Source organism: Pedobacter lusitanus, assembly GCF_040026395.1.
GTDB lineage: Bacteria > Bacteroidota > Bacteroidia > Sphingobacteriales > Sphingobacteriaceae > Pedobacter > Pedobacter lusitanus.
In genome coordinates this window covers 3,227,731-3,246,876 of sequence record NZ_CP157278.1, presented here as the reverse complement: position 1 = coordinate 3,246,876, position 19,146 = coordinate 3,227,731, and the positions used below count along the sequence as shown (strand labels likewise).

At 37.9% G+C, this 19,146-nt stretch carries 21 protein-coding genes; 20 read left to right on the top strand and 1 reads right to left on the bottom strand.

Going from position 1 to position 19,146, the window contains the following annotated elements; translation table 11 throughout:
• The first annotated feature begins 139 nt into the window (after positions 1–139).
• Together PL_RS13810 and PL_RS13805 are read left to right on the top strand one after the other, a co-directional pair.
• Complete coding sequence (locus PL_RS13810; RefSeq protein ID WP_152620355.1) at positions 140–400, top strand: hypothetical protein; 261 nt, start codon at positions 140–142, stop codon at positions 398–400.
• Between the two features lie 187 nt (positions 401–587).
• A complete protein-coding gene (locus PL_RS13805) occupies positions 588–962 on the top strand; it encodes a hypothetical protein (protein WP_041884254.1) in 375 nt (124 codons plus the stop codon).
• A gap of 480 nt (positions 963–1,442) precedes the next feature.
• Here the strand turns inward: PL_RS13805 and PL_RS13800 are convergent, their stop codons facing one another.
• On the bottom strand, positions 1,443–2,363 hold the full coding sequence (locus PL_RS13800) for a hypothetical protein (protein ID WP_052496464.1): 921 nt from the start codon (positions 2,361–2,363) through the stop codon (positions 1,443–1,445).
• A gap of 147 nt (positions 2,364–2,510) precedes the next feature.
• Between PL_RS13800 and PL_RS13795 the strand changes: the two genes are divergently transcribed.
• From PL_RS13795 to PL_RS13710, 18 genes are all read left to right on the top strand, one after another.
• Positions 2,511–2,927 carry a type IV pilin protein gene (locus PL_RS13795; RefSeq protein WP_041884252.1) on the top strand — a complete coding sequence of 139 codons (417 nt, stop codon included), beginning with the start codon at positions 2,511–2,513 and terminating at the stop codon, positions 2,925–2,927.
• Positions 2,927–3,448, top strand: coding sequence for a hypothetical protein (locus tag PL_RS13790; RefSeq protein WP_041884250.1), 522 nt, complete (start codon positions 2,927–2,929; stop codon positions 3,446–3,448). The genes PL_RS13795 and PL_RS13790 overlap by 1 nt, the downstream gene beginning before the upstream one ends.
• Positions 3,449–3,471: 23 nt before the next feature.
• Positions 3,472–4,440, top strand: coding sequence for a hypothetical protein (locus PL_RS13785; protein ID WP_052496463.1), 969 nt, complete (start codon positions 3,472–3,474; stop codon positions 4,438–4,440).
• A gap of 8 nt (positions 4,441–4,448) precedes the next feature.
• On the top strand, positions 4,449–5,420 hold the full coding sequence (locus PL_RS13780) for a hypothetical protein (RefSeq protein ID WP_348619703.1): 972 nt from the start codon (positions 4,449–4,451) through the stop codon (positions 5,418–5,420).
• Positions 5,421–5,428: 8 nt separating this feature from the next.
• Positions 5,429–6,343 (top strand): hypothetical protein, encoded by a 915-nt coding sequence (locus PL_RS13775; RefSeq protein ID WP_348619702.1) that lies wholly within the window; start codon positions 5,429–5,431, stop codon positions 6,341–6,343.
• A 27-nt stretch (positions 6,344–6,370) separates the two neighbouring features.
• Complete coding sequence (locus tag PL_RS13770; protein ID WP_041879518.1) at positions 6,371–7,807, top strand: GspE/PulE family protein; 1,437 nt, start codon at positions 6,371–6,373, stop codon at positions 7,805–7,807.
• The gene (locus PL_RS13765; protein WP_348619701.1) at positions 7,808–9,766 is read left to right on the top strand and encodes a type II secretion system protein GspD; all 1,959 of its coding nucleotides are present in this window, start codon (positions 7,808–7,810) and stop codon (positions 9,764–9,766) included.
• Positions 9,766–10,962: a PilN domain-containing protein gene (locus PL_RS13760; protein WP_041879521.1), complete on the top strand. Its 1,197-nt coding sequence runs from the start codon at positions 9,766–9,768 to the stop codon at positions 10,960–10,962. Before PL_RS13765 ends, PL_RS13760 begins: the two co-directional genes overlap by 1 nt.
• A gap of 3 nt (positions 10,963–10,965) precedes the next feature.
• On the top strand, positions 10,966–11,508 hold the full coding sequence (locus PL_RS13755) for a hypothetical protein (protein ID WP_041879523.1): 543 nt from the start codon (positions 10,966–10,968) through the stop codon (positions 11,506–11,508).
• Positions 11,509–11,581: 73 nt separating this feature from the next.
• Positions 11,582–12,523: a hypothetical protein gene (locus PL_RS13750; RefSeq protein ID WP_041879525.1), complete on the top strand. Its 942-nt coding sequence runs from the start codon at positions 11,582–11,584 to the stop codon at positions 12,521–12,523.
• 1 nt (position 12,524) lies between these two features.
• The gene (locus PL_RS13745) at positions 12,525–13,025 is read left to right on the top strand and encodes a hypothetical protein (RefSeq protein ID WP_041879528.1); all 501 of its coding nucleotides are present in this window, start codon (positions 12,525–12,527) and stop codon (positions 13,023–13,025) included.
• Between the two features lies 1 nt (position 13,026).
• A complete protein-coding gene (locus PL_RS13740) occupies positions 13,027–13,647 on the top strand; it encodes a toxin-antitoxin system YwqK family antitoxin (protein ID WP_052496118.1) in 621 nt (206 codons plus the stop codon).
• A gap of 4 nt (positions 13,648–13,651) precedes the next feature.
• Positions 13,652–14,950, top strand: a complete 1,299-nt coding sequence (locus tag PL_RS13735) for a hypothetical protein (RefSeq protein ID WP_052496119.1) — start codon at positions 13,652–13,654, stop codon at positions 14,948–14,950.
• A gap of 1 nt (position 14,951) precedes the next feature.
• Positions 14,952–15,851: a hypothetical protein gene (locus PL_RS13730; RefSeq protein WP_052496120.1), complete on the top strand. Its 900-nt coding sequence runs from the start codon at positions 14,952–14,954 to the stop codon at positions 15,849–15,851.
• 17 nt (positions 15,852–15,868) lie between these two features.
• Positions 15,869–17,107, top strand: a complete 1,239-nt coding sequence (locus tag PL_RS13725) for a hypothetical protein (protein WP_041879532.1) — start codon at positions 15,869–15,871, stop codon at positions 17,105–17,107.
• The gene (locus PL_RS13720; protein WP_041879535.1) at positions 17,095–17,445 is read left to right on the top strand and encodes a PulJ/GspJ family protein; all 351 of its coding nucleotides are present in this window, start codon (positions 17,095–17,097) and stop codon (positions 17,443–17,445) included. The genes PL_RS13725 and PL_RS13720 overlap by 13 nt, the downstream gene beginning before the upstream one ends.
• Positions 17,435–17,908, top strand: coding sequence for a PulJ/GspJ family protein (locus PL_RS13715; RefSeq protein ID WP_041879537.1), 474 nt, complete (start codon positions 17,435–17,437; stop codon positions 17,906–17,908). Before PL_RS13720 ends, PL_RS13715 begins: the two co-directional genes overlap by 11 nt.
• 2 nt (positions 17,909–17,910) lie before the next feature.
• Positions 17,911–19,050, top strand: coding sequence for a type II secretion system F family protein (locus PL_RS13710; RefSeq protein WP_041879540.1), 1,140 nt, complete (start codon positions 17,911–17,913; stop codon positions 19,048–19,050).
• Positions 19,051–19,146 lie beyond the last annotated feature (96 nt).

Genomic DNA, 19,146 nt, shown 5'->3' with positions numbered 1-19,146 from the left:
TTAATATATAAAAGGGTTTCCCTGGTGTGCTGCTGTTAAAACCTCTTCTCTTTATTTCACCTTAGGAGAGAAGTTATGTGTCTTTCTTTATGAAATTGATAACACGGCGAGTAAAGAAGATAATTTCCTTTGGGTTATAGTGGGTGATCTTCCTTCGATGTATCTGGATACTTATGGACCTAAAACTACGATGCATGTCCTTGCGGGTTATGCTGATCTGGCTAAAGACTGGATTACTAAAGTCGAATCAGGGTTATCTGTTGCGGGTTGTTATCCTTTTAATGCGGAACCGACAGTTGAAATAGCAGGAATGTTGAAAAAGAGGGTTGTTTTGATTGAGAACTCTATTATTCCCAATATGGATGAAGTTGAACTGCCCGCCTTGTTAAAGGAAAGATAACTATTTTTGATGTGTGAGTTTCTTCAATTGCCTTGTTCGTATGGAAATAAAATTATTTCTGTAAAACAAAAATATAGTATAGGCCGTCGACTTGATGTTTTTTACTATTTTAAGATACGAGATGCTATTAAGTTTCGTGAAATTCTTATTGTGAAACAAATAGCGAAGTTTTAAACGAAAAATAATTATGAACAAGATAATTTTTGGGCTCTTGTTATTCTCCTTAAGTTCTTGCTCTCAAAGAGAAAACAATAGCGATCTTCAGAAGGCTAAAAGTGTCATAGTTGTAGACAGTGACAGTCTGTTGATTAACAGTATGATGAAACAACAGAAATTTAATCAGGTAAAGACTAAAATTGATAGTATTATGCCTCTAAAACCCTTGAATCAGCAAGGATATTATTATTATCAAAAGGGGTTCAGTGATTTAATGTTGCAAAATCATAAAGAGGCAATATCAAATTTTGAACAAGCAGTGTCACTAGGATTTAGAATAAAGGCGTCAAGAGCTATGATTATCACCGCAAAAAAAATGCAGGAAACTTATGCTAAGTATAATTAAAAAAGCCGCGATATCTTTTAATGTATATTCATTTTATTTTGTTCGATCTTTTTGGCTAAAAGATAGTGGAACTTCAGAAGAATATAAATTAGGCTCTAGCTTTACACTTTTGTTGATAGCAAATTACTCGTGGATATATTTTATCTATAATCAAATTTCGTTTAACTGGAAGGCATTTCTTTTTTTTGTTAGCTGTTATCATATTTTAATTTCTCTGATCTTCTATAAGGATATATTTAATTTGGCTGATGATGCTAAATCGGTAAGATTTACAAAATACTATCCCTTTTTTATTGCTTATCTAAGCATAGGGGGCATATTGCTTTTTGTTGACATATTTTATTACGGATAACTAGACTGAAAAAAAGGTGGAGCTTTCCAATATTATAGTTACTGAAAACTTAAATAGATGAGTTAGTGAATTTGCTTAAACACCAACTAAATGTGAGATCTTTAGTTGGTGTTTATAAAGTTGGAAGATTATAAATTGTTAACTTTTGTTCTCATTTTCATAATCTCTTCCTGCTGCTCTTTCAGCTGCTGCGTCAGTCCCTCAATCTTTTTATTTTGTTCAATAAGATGCAGAATCAGTTCTTCCTGCTGTTTAAGGAGCGTTTTGTTAAGTTTACCCAGTTCAATACCTTCAGTCTCCACTTCTTTTGCGGAAGGAACCCCTGGTAAATGTTTATTTTGTAGCACATAAGATTCCAGTTCGGCCAAAGGCATTGGATTATAGGCTGATTCGAATACGTAGTCTGGCCAGTTTTCACTTTCTACTGTGACCTCTTTCGCTCTGATATTTCCATTGACTGATAGCTTTTCTTTAGGAGTTTCAGTATCAATTCCAACATTGCCATTATTTGTCATGATAGATATAGTACCTCCTGATATTTCATTGGTAAGCTGAAGTGCTTTAGTCCCCCTTGCACCATAGCCGAACCAGGCACTTCTGATATCCGGAGTACTGGTTCTTGCATAGAATTCTATGTAGGTGTGATCGTCCTGAGCGGGTTTTAGTGCAATTGCTGATGATCCACCGTTAACTGCAATTCTGTTATTGGGATCTGAAAGAACAATTTTGCGCCATACATTCCATGCGTTATTGCCATTTAATCCTGTCCTGTAGAACAGACCACTGTTATTGAAATTAAGTTGATGGTTAAGATTCCCGGTGGCATCGATCCATGGAGCGACGGTAAGCATTGTACCATAGTCGTCATTGATGACAGCCGGTAATCCTATGATAGCTTTTGATTTAAAATCAAATCGGGCTACATTTTTAAAATCACCGGGTAATTCATTGATGTTGCGGCTGTCTATAACCTGTAATTGAGTTGCAGTTTGGGCGTAAACTAATTGAATGGAGAAGAGTATGCTTAAAGTAAAGAAGAGATTTTTCATAAAAGAGTATAATAAGCCACAAAAGTACTGGATTTTTATGGAGTTATAAATTAAAATCCATCTGCGTTAACAGCGGATTAAAAAAGGGTAGGCAGCCGTTTCTGTTTCGGAAATGTTTTAGTAATTTAGCGCAATAATAAGACTCTCATGAAATTACACATAAATAGCAAGGTAAAGGCTTATACTCTGACTGAGATTCTTGTAGTGCTGGTGATTATTGGAATTCTTGTTTTATTGGCTCTTCCCAATCTTATGCCACTGATTACAAAAGCAAAAACGACGGAAGCCAAATTGCAATTGGAACATCTGACCAAACTGGAGCAAACTTATTTTTATGAGCATTCCAAGTATACCACAGATCTGAACGAACTTGGATTTATTCAGGAGAAATTATCCTCTGATGGGAAAGACGGGAAGGCAAATTATAAAATAGAGGTTACTGCGGCTACAAATAACACCTTTACCGCTAAAGCAACTGCTGTAGCAGACTTTAATGGAAATGGTGTTTTCAATGTCTGGCAGATTGACCAGGATAAGAATCTAAAAGAAGTTACTCCTGACTAATGTTGGTTTTATCTGGCGTAATCCTGATCGTTTTAGGCATCATTGCTTATCAGGATTTTAGGTACAGAGAAGTTTACTGGATTTGTTTTCCACTACTGGCAATTTTGTTCAGTATATATAAAATAACAACTGTTGGTTTGTCTGCTTTACTAACAGATATTATATTTACCGGTGGGTTCTTACTATTGCAGTTTTTAATCTTATGGTTGTATTTCTGTATTAAATATAGAAAAACCGTAAACCTGACCAATGGATATCTGGGTTGGGGTGATATCCTGTTTCTGCTGGCGATTTGTTTTTATCTGTCTCCCGTAAATTATATTGTGTTTTATGTAGTTAGCCTGGTGGTGTCTATTGTTTATGCTCTTTTCACAAGGCTGCTGTCTGAAAAGGAGGAATTAACGATTCCTCTGGCTGGAATACAGGCATTAATATTCGCATTGATTTTAATAGTCGAAAGATCTGCCCGGCTGAATTTTTACGGCGATACGAGCGCTTATTATAACTGGTTGTTGCATTAAAAATTAAAACTTTATATAATACAATGAAAAAAACGCTGCTTATCTTTCTTCTTTTAATTTCAAAACTGAGTTTTGGACAGAATAATTCGGAATGGAACGGATCTGTAGAATTCCCGACAAATTATAAGGTTGGTGATTTTATAGAGTTTTTGGCTGTTCAACCTATAAATGTTAGTGCATCTGGAAACTATGAGGTCTCTATTTCTTATACCAGAGGAAATATTGCTGCCGGTGCAACTTATCTGGCAAGTATTTCGCATTCAAATCCTGATTTATGGAGAGAAGCAGGTAGAGTAAATAGTAACGGTTATTTTATTCATGGTTCTGAAGGACATGCATTTACATTGGATTGCAATACTCAGTATGGTTACCCCCGCTTCAGATTAAGAGCTATTAAAGTGTTGGGAGATGCGGTTACTCCAATAAAAGTTGATATCAAAGTAAGATCTATCAGTCAGAATTCGGGCTGGAATCCTTATAATACAACCGGGACAGATTTAACTGTAAATAAGTTTTTACCAATGACTAACGACTGGAGTTTATATGTTGGTAATCCATTTTTTCCTGATGGTGCAAGCCTTGCTATTAAGGCTATTACTAATGGGAACGTAGGTATTGGTATAGCTAATCCTGCTGAAAAACTTTCTGTCAACGGAAATATCAGGGCGAAAGAAATTAAGGTAGAAACGGATAACTGGCCTGATTATGTGTTTCATGAAGGTTACCCTGTTCAGAGCTTGCCTGAGCTGGAAAAGTATATCAAAATCAATAAACATTTACCTGATATGCCTTCTGCTCAAAAAGCGGAAAATGATGGAATTAGTTTAGGTGAAATGAATAAGTTATTGCTGAAAAGACTGGAGGAGACAACAATGCAGTTAATAGAATTGAATAAAAAGGTTGATCAGCAATATCAATTGATAGATCAGCAGAATAAAAGGATTGATACGCTTTCTGTTAAGAACAAACCCTTGAAAAAGAAATCTAAATAAAATATAAAATGAGAAAAATATTTACGCTTTGTCTGTTTTTTTTAATTCAGTATGTTGCTGTAAAAGCGCAATCTACAGGTTCTTTTCTTGTACAGGGGGATGTTGATAAATTCTATCCTGTAGTTTTTACTGACGGAAACTGGGGTAATAATATAGCCACCGAATTGGAAATAGGTAGATCAGATACTCACATAAATGCACCCTGGAGAGGATCTTTGATTTCAAAATTCAGATTTCATAATTCGGTATGGGGAAACGGATCTAGCTTTGCTGATGTAGAAATACAGAATAATAATGGAATTAGTGGAACAACAGTTTCTTTCGTTGCCGGCTATAAAGATGCTACTTTGCAAAATGGAGGTTTTGATTTTATAATCTGGCTTAAAGGTCAGACATCTTATATTTATAGATCTAACGCCATACAGAATCCGGTAATTTATGATGGTGTTCAAAAAGCATTACCATATCAGGAAGTGAATGGCCGGGCTCACGGTTATAAAACTACAGTTGATTCTTATGTCAATGGTGGTGGTAAGAGTACTACCGGAACCTTGTTTACACACGATGATGGTTTAAACTATATGGCAGGAAATTTAGGTTTAGGAACCTTTGATACTAAAGGTTCGAAGCTTGCAGTCAACGGAAATATCCGGGCAAAAGAAATTAAAGTTGAAGCGGATAACTGGCCGGATTATGTGTTTCATGAAGGTTACCCTGTTCAGAGCTTGCCTGAGCTGGAAAAGTATATCAAAATCAATAAACATTTACCCGATATGCCTTCTGCTCAAAAAGCTGAAAACGATGGAATTAGTTTGGGCGAAATGAATAAGCTATTGTTGAAAAGACTGGAAGAAACAACAATGCAGTTAATAGAATTGAATAAAAAGGTTGATCAGCAATATCAATTGATAGATCAGCAGAATAAAAGGATTGATACGCTTTCTGTTAAGAACAAACCCTTGAAAAAGAAATCTAAATAAAATATAAAATGAGAAAAATATTTACGCTTTGTCTGTTTTTTGTATTTCAGTATGCTGTAGTAAGAGCGCAGTCTAATACAGGTTCATTTACAGTTCAGGGAGATCTTGATAAATTTTATCCGGTAGTTTTTACAGATGGAAACTGGAATAGTAGTGTCGCTACTGAATTGGAGCTGGGTCGTAGTGGGACACATGTTGATGGTGAATGGAGAGGATCACTTATATCAAAATTCCGGTTTCACTGTACGCTTTGGGGCAATGGGTCAAGTTTTGCCGATGTAAATATAAATGACCAAAATTTCAATGGTTTTAATGGCACACCTGCTCCATTTATAGCTGGTTATCGGGATGTGAGTGGCAGTAATGCATCCGTAGATTTCATAATCTGGCTTAAAGGGAAGACAACATATTACTTTAAATCCAATACGAATCAAGCTCCAGCTATTTATGACGGAGTTCAACGCCCTTTACCTTATCAGGAGATAAATGGTCCTGCTCATAATTACAAAACTACTGTTGAACCATACGTGAATTCTAATGGTGAAAGTCTTAATGGAGCTTTATATACACATAACGGTGGTTTAAATTATATGGCAGGAAACCTAGGGTTAGGCACATTTGATACTAAAGGCTCCAAACTTGCAGTCAACGGAAATATCAGAGCAAAAGAAATTAATGTTGAAGCGGATAACTGGCCTGATTATGTTTTTCATGATGATTACCGTAGGATGAATCTGCATGAACTTGAGGCTTATATTAACACAAACAAACATTTACCTGATATGCCTTCGGCTCAAAAAGCAGAAAAAGAAGGTGTAGACCTTGGTGAAATGAACAAGCTGTTACTCAAAAAAATAGAAGAACTGACTCTCCATGTGATAGAGCTGAATAAGCGACTGGATCAGCAGGAGAAGAATAAATAGGGTGATGAACCAGTAAACCAGCAGATAATGAGTTTAAGTGAGCAAGCAATTAACCCGGTATTTATCCATTCGATTTCTAAAGAGCAGGCCTGGAATTACCGGATACTCCCTTTTTTAGTAGATGGGAATACAATGTCTTTTTATTGTGATGCTGCCAGTGAGCCAATTGTATTAAAAGATGAGCTGGAAGTTATTTTAGGAAAAACAGTATCCTTAGAAAGTATCAGTAGCGGCGAAATTGACAGGTTACTTTCCACCTATTATTTTGCTGAAGAAACGGGTGCAAATAAACCTGCTGAGCAGCAGGTTATTTCGACTAATGATGATTTTCTGGCAGCGCTGATCACTGAAGCACGCAGACTGAAAAGCAGTGATATTCACATAGAAACCTATGAACAAAAATGTCGCGTAAGGGTACGCATAGATGGGATGATGGTAGAGCGTTACCAGATACAGCGGGATGATTATCCGGCGTTGGTTAACAAGATCAAGATCATGGCCAATCTGGATATTGCTGAAAAACGTTTGCCTCAGGATGGTCGTATTCATTATAAGTCATCTAAAATGGAAGCTTTTGATATCAGGGTATCTGTTTTACCTACGCTGCATGGAGAGAAAATCGTATTGCGTCTGCTCAATAACAGCAGTGTGGACGTAGATCTGAATACTATGGGCTTATCTGAGATTGATATGCACAATTATATGCAGGGTATACAGCGGCCAAATGGAATTATCCTGATCAGCGGGCCAACAGGATCGGGTAAAACAACTACACTTTATGCTACGCTTAAGTTGCTGAACAAGTCTACCCGGAATATTTTGACGATTGAAGATCCTATAGAGTATACCCTGGAAGGAATTAACCAGGTGCAGCTGAAAGAAAGTATAGGACTGGGATTTGCCTCAGCTTTGAGAACATTTCTGAGGCAGGACCCGGATGTGATTATGGTGGGAGAGATACGTGATCCTGAAACAGCTAATATGGCAATCCGTGCCGCGCTAACCGGTCACCTGGTTTTGTCTACTATTCACACTAACTCGGCCTGGGGGACAGTATCCCGTTTAATGGATATGGGTATACCGGGGTTCCTTGTTGCCAATACTTTAAATACCACTGTTGCACAACGGCTGGTACGTTTGCTTTGTCCGCATTGCAAAACTGAACAGGATTTTGATCCTGTTGGTTATCCAACACAATTTAAAGCGCCTTTTGCTGTTGCGAAACATTTTGTTGCTAAAGGATGCGGCGAATGTTATTATACGGGTTATAAAGGAAGAAAGGCTGTATATGAAGTTATTCCTATTGATACAGAACTGGCTTTTGAAATCAAACAAGGGAATTTGTATATTGACCCACTATTGAAAGCCAGGAAAATTAAAACACTTTCGGAAAATGCTTTTGCTTTGTTTGTAACTGGTGAAACCTCATTAGAAGAGATTTTTCCGCTATTGCTATCTATCTAAATGAAAAATAAATTTTCTGAATACCGAATTACCTCTATTTTCTTTTTCTGTCTTTTTTTTGCTTTTATCGGACGTGTGAATGCACAGGACAATAATGCCGAAAGGTTAAAGCTGATTGATGAACGACTGCGTACCGTATCGGTAACTGTCCCTGGCTTAAACCAAAAGGTACAGCTTGCGATGTCCGGCGCTTCTGCTCAGGAGTTCTTAAGAGCACTCGCTCAGGCCAATAATTTAAATATCAATGTAGATCCACAACTCAATTTTAAAGTCTATAATAACTTTAGAAACGAGACTGCGATTAATATATTGTTGTTCCTGGCAAAAGAATATGATCTGGATATAAATATTATCGGGTCAATTATGTCGGTCACTAAAGTAGTATCACCAAGGGCTATTTTTGTGCCTAAGGAAATTAAGGTGACTTATAATCCTGAAAATGATAAGCTTGGCTTTGAATTGAATGATGACAGTTTAAGACTGGTCGCGAAAAAAATTAGCCAGCTTTCACAGAAAAATGTAGTTGTGCCCATTAATTTGCTTGGGAAAAAAGTTACGGCTTTTATCGCAGCTGCGCCATTTGAAACAGCACTGGAGAAAATGGCTTATGCAAATGAGCTCAAATTGAATAAAACCAATGATAATGTATACATCTTTCAGCCATTGAGCGAAGGGGAAGAATTATATATCAGCGGAGATAATGCAACTGCGGTTAAAAGAAATAATAAACCAACCATGAGCGGGGGCAATGGAGCTCCGCAGGGCAATTTTAATGTCTCAGGACGTAAGGATGCTGCCGGACAGAAATTAATTAGCGTGGATGCGTTGAATACGCCCATTCTGGATTTGATTAAGTCGACCTCTATTGAAGCCGGAGTCAATTATTTTATTTATTCGGACATCAAAGGAAATATTACTACCCATCTGAATAACATCAGTTACGATAATTTTCTGACTGCACTGTTACAGGGTACTGAATATACATTTAAAAAAGATGCCGGCGTTTATTTACTGGGTGAAAGGAAGCTGGAAGGATTAAGGGCAACACGCATCGTGCAATTGCAGCACCGTTCTATTGATACGATCCAGGTCATGATTCCATCTGAATGGAAACGTGGTGTTGAAATTAAAGAATTCAGAGAACAGAATACTTTGCTCTTATCTGGCTCTGCACCGCAGATTAATGAAATAGAGAATTATATCAAACAGATTGACAGAGTTGTACCGATGGTACTCATTGAAGTTACGCTGGTTGATGTTCGTAAAGGTAAAGCTGTAAAAACGGGGATTTCCGCGGGGGTAGATGCTACAAAAAAACCAGGCGGAACTGTGCTTTCCGGACTTGATTATACTTTTGGGTCCAGGTCAATTAATGATTTGCTTTCCAGAATTGGAAGTAACAGTTCGGTCAATCTGGGAAGGGTAACACCTAATTTTTATGTAACACTGAGTGCACTGGAAACGAGTAACAATGTAGAAATCCGGTCGGTACCGAAATTATCTACTTTGAATGGACATAAAGCAACTTTAAGTATTGGTAGTTCCAGATATTATAGTCAGAGCACACAAAACGTAATTCCCTCGTTAAATGCTCAGACTGTAGTGACGCAGCAGTTTACAGAAGTAAATGCCAATCTGGAAATTGATATCAGGCCAATAGTTTCCGGCGATGACCAGGTTACACTGAATATTGGCGTAAATATCTCTGACTTTATCGGGAATCCACCGTTAAATGCTCCGCCACCAAAGTCTACGAGTAAGTTTACTTCTATTATACGTGCAAAAAATGAGGATATGATCGTGCTTGGCGGACTGGAACGTACTGAAAGTAGTGAAACTGGGTCAGGCATTCCTCTTTTATCAAGAATACCTATCCTGAAATGGCTCTTTAGCAGCAGGGAAAAATCCAATAGTAAGGTAGTTACTTTAGTCTTTATCAAACCTACAATCATGTATTAATGATGCTGTCTTCTGAATTAACAACTTCACTGGGTATAGAACTAAAATGGCTGACTGATACCACCTTCAGCTGTCGTTTTTGTGTGCTGACTAAAAATAAAAACAGTTTAACAATTACTTCTAAAAAGGTTGTTGAGGGGTCTTTATCAACGGTTATCGAGTCACTGCCGAGGAATTATCCGGTTGCGCTTACCTTGTCAGGAAAAGGTACACTGCATAAAGTTATCCATACAGAAAATGATCCTGATGCAGCGCAGGTGCTTAAAAATGCTTTTCCCGGTGTTGAAGAGAATGACTTTCACTGCCAGGTATTTACTGATGAGGGTGTTTCTCTGGTCAGTATTGTCCGTAAAAGTATAACTGACCCACTGCTTGATAAACTGGAAAGAGCCGGGATAAAGATTTATAATCTGACGGTAGGAGCTGGGGTTACTACTCATATCTGGCCGCAATTAAGTATCAGGCATAAGGAGATGCGCTTTGACGGCCACATGTTTACTTTGTCAGAAAGTAAGACCTTACTGAATTATAGTGCGAGTCCGGAGTTTAAACATGAGCTTCCTGTTAAAATAGGAGATGAAGCAATAGCCGAAAATATGATTGTAGCCTATGCCGCTGCATTTCAGCTGATGCTCCATGACAGATTATCTGTGATAGCAGCCAATACGGAGACTGTACAGGCAGCATTCGAAAAGTTTCTGGAACAGGCGAAACTTAAAAAGCAGCTTTTGGTAATGACCTTCGGTCTTTTTTTTCTGTTGCTGATTAGTTTTCTGTTGTTCTCTTATTATAATGCGGAGAATTCCCGTCTGGTACGTGAAGTAGGCACTCAAACAGCATCTGCTGATCATACGGAGCTTTTACAAAGGCATATAGCTGAAAATGAATACCTCATGAAACGGCTGGGCTGGAATGGCGGATATAACTATGGCTATTTGTTAAATGAGCTTGGATCGAGCGCGCCAAATCGGCTTGTGCTGACAAATGTCCTGATGAATGATTATAAAACCGATCAGGAAAAACAGCTCATGGAACCCAATATCAGAATTAAAGGGACTACAGATAATCTGGCTGCGGTAAATAACTGGATCTTTATACTGAAAGAGAAGCCATGGGTGAAAACGGTCAGACTGGTGCAGTATCAGCAAGAGGCTGAGAGTGAGCTTTATGAGTTTAATTTATTATTAACCTATTAAGCGATGTTGGATAAATTAGATTTTAAGAAAAAACAGTTACTGGTGATAGCACTTGCTGTGTTATTGCTGTATATAGCCTATCAGTTTTCTTTTAAAAATGCATTTGAAGCCATGCGTCTGAACAGCCAGCTGCGGAAGGATCACCGAAGCGAATCGGGGCAGGTTGTATCCTATCCTCAGATAGAAAGAAAGGATCAGTTTTGCGCGGCTATTATCAAACGTTATAAGGTTAAAAAAGAAGATCGTGAAAACTATTTATGGCAGAGTTTATCAGGAATGGCAATGGCCAATAATGTTGAAATAAGTTTTGTCCAGGGGAACACACTGCCAGCTGATACATCGGCCTTGTCAAAAGGGACGGTAGTTAATCAGTTTAATTTCAGAGGGCCCTATGTGAATATAGTGCATCTTTTAGATACGGTAAGTAAAAGCCCTGGTATAGGGAAAATTCATATGCTCAAACTGGAAAGTCCTAAGAAGGAAAATAAAAAAGCAAATGATAATAGGTTAATCCTTGTTTTAGGGTTGAAAGGCATAGAAGGTTGATTATTTCTTACTGGGTTAATATTTAGTTGGAATACGTTACATTTCTTTATATAAAATAATATTACATTTAATTATGAATAAATCGTTGTTGGTATTGCTTGGTTTCTTGTTTTTATTTGCGGGCTGCAAAGAATTTATAGAGCCATCTCTGGGGGGTAAACGTGTTAATTTATTGGGGCCTGGCGATAAAGCAGAAAGTATTATTTACGATCAGACTTTCTGGTGGGAGACGCATGATGATGCATTGAAATACCGCCTGCAGATCGTAACCCCGAAATTTGACAGCGTAACAAAACTTATTGCAGATACATTGATGACAGGCAATAAATTCCCAACCTCGCTTGAACCAGGAAGATATGAGTGGCGGGTAAGACCGGAAAATGGAAGCAGCAAAGGAGATTATACAACAAGAAGTTTTGTCATTTATCCTTCTTCGATTAAAGAACAGTCGGTGCAGGCCTCATTGCCGGCCGCTGGTTTAATTACCAATGCAGGTAGCCAGCGTTTTGAGTGGCTTAAGTTATTTGGTGCTCAGAATTATCGTTTGCAGGTAGATAACAATAATTTCGCGGATGAGACTAAACTGATTTTAAATACGGTCACTAATAACCTGAATTATATACAGCAAATTCCGTCTGACGGGACTTACCAGTGGCGTGTACGCGCAGAGGCTGGTGCTGATAATTCCAAATGGTCTATAGTAAGAACTTTTATTTATGATATTACGCCTCCTGCTAAGGTTGTGTTGTCTGCCCCTGGAAACAATCAGACAGTTACCAAACCTGCAAAACTAGTTTGGAACACATTCGCTGATGCTGATAAATATGAATTGAAAGTATGCAAAGGGGATACTTCAACGGTGTTTAACAATACATTCCCAATGATATTGACGGATGGCTCATATACGCTTAACGAAGGAGAAAGTACAATGAAAATATTCTGGAAAGTTCGCGCGATAGATAAAGCAGGTAATAAAGGTGCTTACAGCGATTTTTTCAGTTTTACGATTCAATAGGATGAAAGGAAAGAAGTTTACTTACCTCCTTATTGTTTGCGTTGCAGGGGTATGGGGTATTATTTTTTATCGGATTTATGCTGGTCTTGAACAGGAAGATGAACTGCCTGTCGCGATAGTGAGTAAAGGGAAACCTGAATATTTCAAACTGGTCAACCATGAAACGGACAGGGTTGCACTGAATTTAAATTACCGCGATCCTTTCGCAGTTATATCTTCCCCGGTTAAAAGTATTGCTGACCCGGCTGCTGTTCAGCATGAAGTTAAATTGTTATCTACTCCAGTTATGCCTAAACCGATGGTTAACTGGTCTGCTATTCAGTATACGGGGTATATCAATAACCCGAGTACTAAAAGCAGAATTGCTATTATCAAAGTGAATGGCAGAGAGGGAATGCTGACTGAAGGGCAAAGTCTGGAAGGACTTAAACTGATCAAAAATGCCGGGGATTCAGTTAAAGTCCGGTATCAAAATAGTACAAAATATATTAGCTTAAAATAATATGCGCATTTACCTGCTGACTTTATTTCTTTTTACGGTGCCAGTTCTTCCTCTGAGTGCACAGCAAAAATTTTCTTCTTATTTAGATAATTACAAACATACAATTAGCTATGCTGATCATAAGGTTACACTGCATGTGCAGACGGATGATCAGATACTTCGTTATACAGATTTAACGAAGTCATATTACTGGTACAGTAACAACCAGATCAAGATTACTCAGGGGGGATTTAGCGGGAAATTGTTAAATGGACTTTACAGCAGTTATTATGATAATAAGAGTTTGCAGGAACAGGGATATTTTAAGATGGGACTAAAGACGGGGGAGTGGAAAAGCTGGACCGAGGACGGACAGCTGATCAGTGATGTGACTTTTTATAATGGTGTGCCTGAGGGAGACTTTTATAAATATGATGGTCATGGAAAGTTACTGGAGAAAGGAAGAAATGTAAATGGGAAACTGGAGGGAGAGTTTGTAAAGTATCAGGGAGATAGCTCAGTCTCTGTTAAGTATAAAAATGGAGTTGTTGTTCCTCCGAAAATTAAAGAGAAAAAAGGTCCGGGCTGGATTAACCGGTTTTTTAAAAAGAAGAAATCTACAAATGTTGTAAAACCAGTTTAAAATTATGATAAAGAAAATTATTGCACTCAGTATTGGAGGTTTGTGTTTTTGTTTGCAGGGGTTTGGACAAGAGACAGGCGATTTTAGCCAGGTTACGGTTAAGGTCGGGGAACTTATTAAAGGTTACGGAGCAGATGGCTATTACGGATGGGGGCTGAATAAAAATAAAGCTTTTGATATCCGTCCAAATTCTCCAGATCAATCTCCATATGTAATTAATCATCATACGGGACTGACTTTCTCTGCTCATTCAGTGTACGGAGGAATCAGGTTTTATAATCAGGCATATCCTGGTTTACCTTTGGACCCTGCTAACGGAGCTACAATGGTAATGAGTATAACCAATAATGCTGTTGGTATAGGAACAACCAACCCACGTGTTTTGTTGGATGTAGGTGGTGATGTCAGTAATGGTAAACTTGGAGCTGTTTTAGGACGTCTTCCTGAAGGGGATAGCGAAGGTGATGGTACTTTTGTTGGGTTAAGAGGCTTTACTACGAATGCCAGTAATAAAAGTTTTGCCCTGGAACACAGTTTTTATGGTAAGGTAAACAGTTCTATTAATTTCTTTAGGGGAGATGGTAAAGATGGTGGTTTTATTGCATTTAATACAATGAATAATGCGGAAAGAGTACGTATTGATGCCTATGGTAATGTAGGTATTGCAACGGTTAAGCCAATAGCTTTACTGGATATTGGTACCGATATCAGCAATGGTAAACTAGGAGCCGTTTTCGGCCATCTTCCTGAGGGAAATCTTGAAGGAGAAGGAACTTTTCTAGGGGTAAGAGGAACTAGCACTTCTACAGTTGGTGGAAAAAGCTTTGCTTTGGAACATAGTTTTTATGGTAAGGTAAATAGTTCTATCAATTTTTTTAGAGGTGGAGATAAGATAGGTGGTTTTATCGCTCTTAATACAGGCAATAATATTGAACAGGTGCGTATTGATGCATCTGGAAATGTAGGTATCGGAACTACAACGCCAACTGCCAAGCTTTCTGTGAATGGAAATCTATGGGCAACTGAAATCAGGGTTGATTCTACTAATCCCTGGCCGGATTATGTGTTTGAACCCTATTATGAGAAATTACCACTGACAGAACTGGAAAGCTTTATTAAAATCAACAAACATTTACCTGAAATACCTTCTGCCGGAACGATTGCAAAAGAAGGTATTGATTTGGGCGATATGAATGCAAAGCTCTTGAAAAAAGTTGAAGAGTTAACCTTGTATCTGATAGAGCTTAAAAAGGATAATGAAGTGCTGAGTGAAAGAGTTAAGAAATTAGAAAACAAAAATTAAGGTGAAATATATTTATTCTTTAGTATTATCCCTGTTCCTGGTATCAGGTTTAAATGCACAGACCATTACAGGACCAGCAGGTTATAGGGTAATAAATTTAGGAGATAATGGTACCGGGGATTATACCAGGTCATTGATCCTATTACATGAAGCCTATAATAATGTAACGCCCTTGTCATTTAATAATGCAGTAGGAACTATTACTGCTTTCAGAGGTAATACCGGAGCATTTAGCAGGATTAATATAGCCACCATAAATACAACTTCTGCCTATGGGAGTAATTCAGGAACTATTCAATCTTATGCTGAAGATTCACCCTGGAAACTTAAAACCTGTATGTATAACGGTAAAAAATATATGGCACTGGAAGTTCCTTATCTGGATGCCTATCATAATCATGGGTATCAATTTGCCGGGTGGACCAATTCAAGTGCAGAGAATTTAAAAGTAGTTAATTATATGGCCAATGGTCAGCCGGTTAATCAGGATATTCTTACAGATATTCAGGATTTCAATTCAAATATGACCGAAACACATAATGCAAAGGATTTGAATCTTTATGCAAATGTCAACATAGGTACTAATGTAACTTCGACTGGTTATCAGCTTCAGGTAAAAGGCAATGTTCGTGCACAGGAAATTAAGGTAGAAATGGACGCATGGCCTGATTATGTTTTCGAACCATCTTATGAAAAATTATCTCTGACTGAACTAGAGAGTTTTATTAAAACAAATAAGCATTTACCTGAGATACCCTCAGCAAATACTGTTGCTAAAGAAGGTATTGAGCTAGGTGATATGAATGCCAGACTTTTAAAGAAAATTGAAGAACTGACTTTGTATGTTATTGAGTTAAAGAAAGAAGTCAATCAGCTTAAAAAAGAGAACAAGCTAAAGTAATCCAGTAAATACAAAAGATGTTAAAAGCCGGAGCCTTATATTTTGCTATAGTTGTAGCTTTTTTTATCGCAATAATTACGGCTTCACTGATTATGCTTGCTGCGCATTTCCGGACTTCTTATATGAAGGAAATGCGGTATACCCGGCTTTTGACTAATTTGAATTCTGGTATAGCTTATGTACTCGCTGATGATGGCTCATCCGCCTCGAAAAAGGAAATAGATTTATTCGGTAAACAGTCTGATAGTGTCCTGATCGAAAGAAAAAACTGGGGTATCTATGATCTTGGAGTAGTGAGAACTCATATACTTGGAGACACAATTGGCAGAGTTTTCTTTACCGGAATAAACACGGATAAAGATTTGGATGTATTGTACCTGAGTGATGAAGATCGTCCTGTTTCGGTCAGCGGAAAAACACAGCTAACCGGAAATGGTGCCTTGCCTAAGGCTGGTATTAAACAATCTTATGCTGAAGGTAAACCTTATACAGGAAATAAAAACATGATTGACGGGAAAATTACCTCCAGTACCCGGACATTAAAAGGACTGAATAACGGGATGATTAAGGAGCTGGAGGCAAAGCTTAAGACTGATACAAAATTATTGAACTCCTTTAATCCTGTAAAGTTGAGTGTCTCCTTTAAAGATTCAACAAAGACTTTCAGATTGCTTCCGGGAACAGTAATAGAAGGGGATTTATCGGGCAATATCATTTTAATATCGGATTCTTCGGTTGTTATTTCTGCGGCAGCTAAGCTTAATCATATCCAGATATATGCACATGCCGTTAAGATAGAATCTGGTTTTAAAGGAAAATGCCAGATTTTTGCAAGAGATTCTGTAGTTGTTGGTGATAACGTGCATTTTGATTATCCTTCAACAGTGGGTGTGATACGTACGATTGGTGCTGCTGAACAGCCTTCAATAATATTTGGTAATGGTTTACAATTTAACGGAATTGTGTTTAGCTACGAGGATAAACGAAGCGCCATGCAGACCATGATCAGTCTTGGGAAGGAAAGTCGGTTAATTGGCGAATTATACAGCACAGGGCTTGTAAAGATGCAAAAAGGAGCATTCATTGCAGGAAAGGTCTCGTGTAACCGTTTTATCATGCAGACGCCGGTAACCTTATATGAGAATTTTTTAATTGATGTTGTTTTTAACCGCAAAGCCAGAAGTAAATATTATCTGAGTTCGGGGTTGTTTGAAGGGCAGTCTAAGGAGAAAGGGATACTGGAATGGTTAAAATGAAAGTACAGGCTTCTACCTTGATTGAGGTGTTGATTGCCATGGTTATTATCATGATTGTTTTTACACTCGGAATCAGAATTTTTAATAATGTGATGTATAGCAGCCCTGCGTCAAAGAAGATACAGGTACAGCAGCAGCTTGATATTTTTTCTAAAGAGATACAGCTCCGGGGATATCCGGAAAAGCCAGAGATAATTTTAGATAGCGTACTTTATAAGTTTACAATTGATGATAATAATGTAAATGGATTGAAACATGTGGAAATTACTGCCAGTGAACATGAACATCATCTGGGACATATAGATATTTTATATAAGGGAAAAAGCCATGAGGAATAAAGTATCGGCCTTTACGCTCATGGAGGTTACTGTTGCGATGCTGATTTCCGCTCTGGTGATTACAATCTGTTATACTGCATATGGATTGATACAGGGATATTATTTACGGTTCGGGGAGAAAAATAAGACTTCTGCGATTGTACTGGATTTAAAACATGTGCTGGAAAGAGACTTTTTTAAAGCGGTGCATATTATCCGGACGGAGGATGGACTTAGTATAGAGCAGGATAGTTTAGTAATTGATTATATTTTCAATGATAAACAGGTATTAAGGGAAATCAAGAGTCTGCACACGGACACATTTGCTATGCCGGTACAGCAAATGAAATTTTCTTTTGAGGGACGTGAGGTTAATGTGGCAGATACTGTAGACCAGGTCAACCTTGAACTCCAGATGGATAAGGATACAAAAGTACCGTTACAGATCAATAAGTATTATAGTTCTGCCGATTTATTTAAGTAATTATGGGGTCTATCGATATATCAAATTTTAAGCAGAAACCTAAGAAGACTAATGAAGGTTCAAAGACAGGTATACTTGACTTTTTGAACAGGGATATTGCTTTTGGTGATGGCCAGTTACCGGATAAAAAAAAGGAAGCTTTTTATAATGAGCTGGGTACGCTAACCCGGTCTGGTATTGATATTAAGACCGCGCTTGATCTGACGAGCAGTTCTTATACCAAGCCAAAGGATGTTGAGTTATTTAAGAGCATCCGGGAAGCTGTAGTCGCTGGAAAGTCCTTGTCTGAGACCTTAAAGGATCAGGACAAATTTAGTAGTTATGAATATTACAGTGTGCGTATTGGTGAAGAAACAGGGAGATTGGGAGAGGTTTTAAATGAACTGGCGAAATACTTTAAGAGTAAGATTCAGCAGCGGCGAAAAATTATAGGAGCGATTACTTATCCTGCATTGGTATTGAGCACTTCATTTGCTGCGATCTTTTTCATGATTAAGTTTGTAGTGCCAATGTTTGCTGATGTATTTAAGCGTTTTGGGGGTAAGCTCCCTTATCTTACGGCATTAATTGTAAGTTTTTCGGACTGGTTTGACAAGTATATTTATGTGATGCTTTTTGGCATTGTAGCTTTAATTGTGTCTTATCTGATCAGCAGGAAACAACCGTGGTTTCAGCGGGTTTCAGCAAAAGTTATTCTGAGAATACCACTGGCGGGTGATATTGTAAAAAAGGTATACCTGGCACGTTTTGCGAATACGATGCGATTGTTAACAGGAACGAATACGCCTTTACTGCATGCACTGGGGATGGTTAAACAAATGATTGTTTTTTATCCGATAGTAGAATCGTTAACTCAGGCGGAAAAAGATATCCTGCATGGCAGCAGTCTGTCTGAAACACTGGCTAAACATGATTTTTATCCGGTTAAGTTTATACAGATGATCAAGATAGCAGAAGAAGTTAATAAGCTGGAATATTTCTTTGAACAGCTATCCACTCAATATACTGAAGAAGTGGAATATAAGACAAATGCGATTAGCGGCTTGCTGGAGCCTTTGATTATTATCTTTTTAGGACTGGCGGTAGGTGTGATTCTGATAGCAATGTATTTACCTATGTTCCAGATGAGTAATAGTTTTTAGGTGGAAATAGGTGAGTTTTTCTGAACTGGTGAGGTAATTAGAAAATTGAGGCTGGACCTGACTGCCTAACCTCAATTTTATTCATGTTGTTCTTAT

Coding starts and splice junctions, on each gene's coding strand:
- PL_RS13805 (WP_041884254.1), top strand. CDS start 588: ATGAACAAGATAATTTTTGGGCTCTTGTTATTCTCCTTAAGTTCTTGC.
- PL_RS13800 (WP_052496464.1), bottom strand. CDS start 2,363: ATGAAAAATCTCTTCTTTACTTTAAGCATACTCTTCTCCATTCAATTA.
- PL_RS13795 (WP_041884252.1), top strand. CDS start 2,511: ATGAAATTACACATAAATAGCAAGGTAAAGGCTTATACTCTGACTGAG.
- PL_RS13790 (WP_041884250.1), top strand. CDS start 2,927: ATGTTGGTTTTATCTGGCGTAATCCTGATCGTTTTAGGCATCATTGCT.
- PL_RS13785 (WP_052496463.1), top strand. CDS start 3,472: ATGAAAAAAACGCTGCTTATCTTTCTTCTTTTAATTTCAAAACTGAGT.
- PL_RS13780 (WP_348619703.1), top strand. CDS start 4,449: ATGAGAAAAATATTTACGCTTTGTCTGTTTTTTTTAATTCAGTATGTT.
- PL_RS13775 (WP_348619702.1), top strand. CDS start 5,429: ATGAGAAAAATATTTACGCTTTGTCTGTTTTTTGTATTTCAGTATGCT.
- PL_RS13770 (WP_041879518.1), top strand. CDS start 6,371: ATGAGTTTAAGTGAGCAAGCAATTAACCCGGTATTTATCCATTCGATT.
- PL_RS13765 (WP_348619701.1), top strand. CDS start 7,808: ATGAAAAATAAATTTTCTGAATACCGAATTACCTCTATTTTCTTTTTC.
- PL_RS13760 (WP_041879521.1), top strand. CDS start 9,766: ATGATGCTGTCTTCTGAATTAACAACTTCACTGGGTATAGAACTAAAA.
- PL_RS13755 (WP_041879523.1), top strand. CDS start 10,966: ATGTTGGATAAATTAGATTTTAAGAAAAAACAGTTACTGGTGATAGCA.
- PL_RS13750 (WP_041879525.1), top strand. CDS start 11,582: ATGAATAAATCGTTGTTGGTATTGCTTGGTTTCTTGTTTTTATTTGCG.
- PL_RS13745 (WP_041879528.1), top strand. CDS start 12,525: ATGAAAGGAAAGAAGTTTACTTACCTCCTTATTGTTTGCGTTGCAGGG.
- PL_RS13740 (WP_052496118.1), top strand. CDS start 13,027: ATGCGCATTTACCTGCTGACTTTATTTCTTTTTACGGTGCCAGTTCTT.
- PL_RS13735 (WP_052496119.1), top strand. CDS start 13,652: ATGATAAAGAAAATTATTGCACTCAGTATTGGAGGTTTGTGTTTTTGT.
- PL_RS13725 (WP_041879532.1), top strand. CDS start 15,869: ATGTTAAAAGCCGGAGCCTTATATTTTGCTATAGTTGTAGCTTTTTTT.
- PL_RS13720 (WP_041879535.1), top strand. CDS start 17,095: ATGGTTAAAATGAAAGTACAGGCTTCTACCTTGATTGAGGTGTTGATT.
- PL_RS13715 (WP_041879537.1), top strand. CDS start 17,435: ATGAGGAATAAAGTATCGGCCTTTACGCTCATGGAGGTTACTGTTGCG.
- PL_RS13710 (WP_041879540.1), top strand. CDS start 17,911: ATGGGGTCTATCGATATATCAAATTTTAAGCAGAAACCTAAGAAGACT.